Below are 3181 nucleotides of genomic sequence, written 5' to 3'. Positions count from 1 at the left end.
AATTGTAGAGGTTGTTTGCGAAAACGCCACCCACCAAAAATTGTACAAATAGTTGGAATTGCTATTATGCCGATGAAGGTAATCAAAAAATGATTCCGAAAAATTTTTGAATATCCAGGAATTTATGACTTAATTAGAGTTTGCTGAAAAAGTCTTTAGAGTAGGGGTAGGAGTCAGAAGTTAGGAGTCAGAATAAATGGAAATTATAGAGGAGGTAGGATAAATAATTGCTCTTTGATTTTTCTTACCTTGTTTGCTAAAAATGCTAACAAGCATGAACTTGAGCGACCGAAAAGCTCGTACTTTTTACGACAAAAAAAAGCTAAATGCTTTATATATCAAAGCTTTGAAGATTAATCAGCAAGCCATAATTAGAGAAAAAGTATGATTTATTAAAGTGTATATTTCAGAAACAAACATTGAGTAAATTAGTCATAATTTCGTCTAGTCAATTTTTTGACAATTTTATCAGTATACTTTAATAAGAAAGTTTATCCAAATCAAAATCAAACTTACCAATATAAATCAATTTAGCCTGCCTTCCGAGGAGGGTTTGTTCAACAGTATCTCTTACATCAGAAAAACTCAAACAAACTCGTAAAAAATCTGGAGGATAATAAACCAACTTCTCAGCCCATTCAATCGCCACAATACCCAAAGGTACTTCCAAACCTTCCCAATAAATCTCTAAATTTAAAGCTTCAATTTCTGAACTTTCTAAACGATATAAATCAAAATGATAAAGAGGAATGTTGCCAGAAAAATATTCATTAATTAAAGTAAATGTAGGGCTATCAATTGTTTCAGTTATCCCCAAACCTGCCCCAATACCTTGAACTAAAGTAGTCTTACCACTACCTAAATTTCCCTCCAATAAAATCACACTACCAGCAGGTAAAAATTTCCCCAAACTTTTACCAAGATTGTAAGTAGCTGTTGCATTTTCTAATGACAAAAAAACTTCTTGACGCTTCATTTCAGTTATCAGTTATCAGTTATCAGGTACTGAGAAATTAAGATATAAAGCCTCTCCATTCATAGATAAAAAAGAAAAAAAAATTATTTTAGCCAATCCTTCTATAGCGGATTTCACTAAGCGTGAGGTACACCCACGCGGGCAAGATGCCCGCACTGCCAACATTTAATTATTAATATCTGTACCTCACTAGCTTAGGAAATGCTATATTATAGAAGAGGTAATTATCAATTATCAATTATCAATTATCCATTATCCATTAGAGACTGTTTGTAAAATAAGTATTAAGAGAAGGAATAATTACTAAAATCCAAAATTGGTAATACTTCAAAGAATTGAAGTCCAGTAGATAGAGAGATATTAGGTAAATATATTCCTAGATTTTGAACTGAGAAATGGTTGTGTTGATTTCTTCCTCCCTATTCCCTATTCCCTATTCCCTGTTCCCTATCTCATTTTTATCTTTCCTTTACAAACAATCTCTTATCCATTATCCATTATCAATTAATGAAAGTAGATCTTGAGATTACAGAACTGCCAAAAAAACCTTAACTGAACTGTATTGATCTATAGACTCATCTACTTTCTTTCTTTCTCCTTTCTCCTTCCTTCTTGCCTCTTCCTTCTTCCTTTTAAATCCTACTATAGTTCATAAAAATATGGTCAAATATGACATATCCTTATTTTGCAGGTGTTATCCTGACTGGGTGAACTACAACACCCTCTATCCCATAGTCAAAGACATTTGGGACTGCTTTTCTCATTATATTTAGAGAACCGTTGACATCAGCATTGATTAATCTTTTGCTGGCGGTACGATACAAGCCTCTTTTTATTCTTTTTCCAGAAAAGGTGACTTGATTTTTCTCACCTTTCTTGTATACAGGAATCAAATCATTATCTATAAAACTTGATGCGGAGGTATAAGATTCTTCTGTAATAATCACATTTATCCCTACCATCTTGGCTTTATAAGATAACATTTCAATTAACTTATTATAGGGAACAGATACAAAATTTTGATTATTTCTTTTCCCTAAATTTATCTTCTGTTTCCAGTCCTCATTATGCCCTATTATCATAGTTCCTATTTTCTGATTAATTAGGGTATTAATAATCAAACGAGATGCTTTATGCAGATAATCATTGATTTTAAATTCTCTTTTATTACAAAGCTTTTTCAGTCTCAGACTTGATTGATTTTTCCGGAGTTGAGATTGTAGGAAGCTTTTAACTTTATTATAGTATTGATTTATAGATTTTAACGGTCTGCCATTTATCACTCTTGGGTTTGATTCCGGCTTGATTAAAACTTAATGTAGCTAAATTGTTTAATCCTATATCAATACTGGCATAACGATTTTTATCTAACTCGTATTGCTTTTTAGTCGCTTCATAAATCACCTCAATTACATAATGGTTAAGTCTAGGGACGAGACGAACTTGTTTAATTTGTGAAGTATTTACTAATGTTTTTAGATAAATTCCTGTTTTACTCGGATTAATAATTCCTTGTTTAAGTTGCTTCTTGCTGATGGCTTGTGTTGTATAAACTACAATATTTCTTCCCGTTATTTTATTTTTATATCTAGGAAGACGTGGACGAGATTTAAACTTTGATGGATTCTGTTTATAAATTTCGTTCGCTGCTAAAAAGCTTTTCCAGTTTCTATCTAGTATCATCAAGATTTGTTGAGATACTTTAGCTGGCATTGCTTGATAGTCTACTTGAGTAGAGAGTGTTTTTTGCAAGTCATAATAGGAGATATTTGTCTTTTCAAATATCCAAGATTGACGAACTAAATAATTAGCATAGTTATAGAGATTTTTAGACAAGAAACAAAGTCGGTCAATTTCAGCATAAAACCGATGATTGTTCTGAATAATATGTTTCTCAACTAATCTCATAAATCATTCTTGTTAAAATTATATTAGGATTCGAGGACGCGCGGAATTGTTCTGATTATTTAGTCTGAAACTCAACTGCCAATTTCATGATACTATTAAACCTTTGGCCTTGGAGTTATTAAATTTTGTCAAATATTTAGTAGCTATGCTTGTATAAATCAACGAAGATATTTGACGTTACTTGACTATATATGACTATATTTATGTATAACTTTTATTATACCTACTGTCTTAAAACGAAGCATTCACCACAAAATAAGGTCAATAACCTCCCCTTGGATAGGGGATGAAAAAAAT

At 31.6% G+C, this 3181-nt stretch carries 4 protein-coding genes; 1 reads left to right on the top strand and 3 read right to left on the bottom strand.

All coding sequences use genetic code 11. From position 1 onward, the window contains the following. The first annotated feature begins 262 nt into the window (after window positions 1-262). Complete coding sequence (locus AFK68_RS43270) at window positions 263-388, top strand: hypothetical protein (protein WP_256386484.1); 126 nt, start codon at window positions 263-265, stop codon at window positions 386-388. Window positions 389-478: 90 nt separating this feature from the next. On the opposite strand, the gene tsaE is transcribed toward AFK68_RS43270, so the two are convergent. The 3 genes from tsaE to AFK68_RS40995 form a co-directional block, all read right to left on the bottom strand. Continuing rightward, window positions 479-976 (bottom strand): tRNA (adenosine(37)-N6)-threonylcarbamoyltransferase complex ATPase subunit type 1 TsaE, encoded by a 498-nt coding sequence (tsaE, locus tag AFK68_RS04660; RefSeq protein WP_094671790.1) that lies wholly within the window; start codon window positions 974-976, stop codon window positions 479-481. A 680-nt stretch (window positions 977-1656) separates the two neighbouring features. Beyond that, entirely contained in the window at window positions 1657-2259 is a 603-nt protein-coding gene (locus tag AFK68_RS41000) for an IS200/IS605 family accessory protein TnpB-related protein (RefSeq protein ID WP_246843995.1), read from the bottom strand. Continuing rightward, a complete protein-coding gene (locus AFK68_RS40995; protein WP_246843994.1) occupies window positions 2216-2884 on the bottom strand; it encodes a hypothetical protein in 669 nt (222 codons plus the stop codon). The genes AFK68_RS41000 and AFK68_RS40995 overlap by 44 nt, the downstream gene beginning before the upstream one ends. Between the last annotated feature and the right edge of the window lie 297 nt (window positions 2885-3181).

This window comes from Hydrocoleum sp. CS-953 (genome assembly GCF_002260545.1).
Taxonomy (GTDB): Bacteria; Cyanobacteriota; Cyanobacteriia; order Cyanobacteriales; family Microcoleaceae; genus Trichodesmium.
This window is presented reverse-complemented; position numbering and strand designations above follow the sequence as displayed.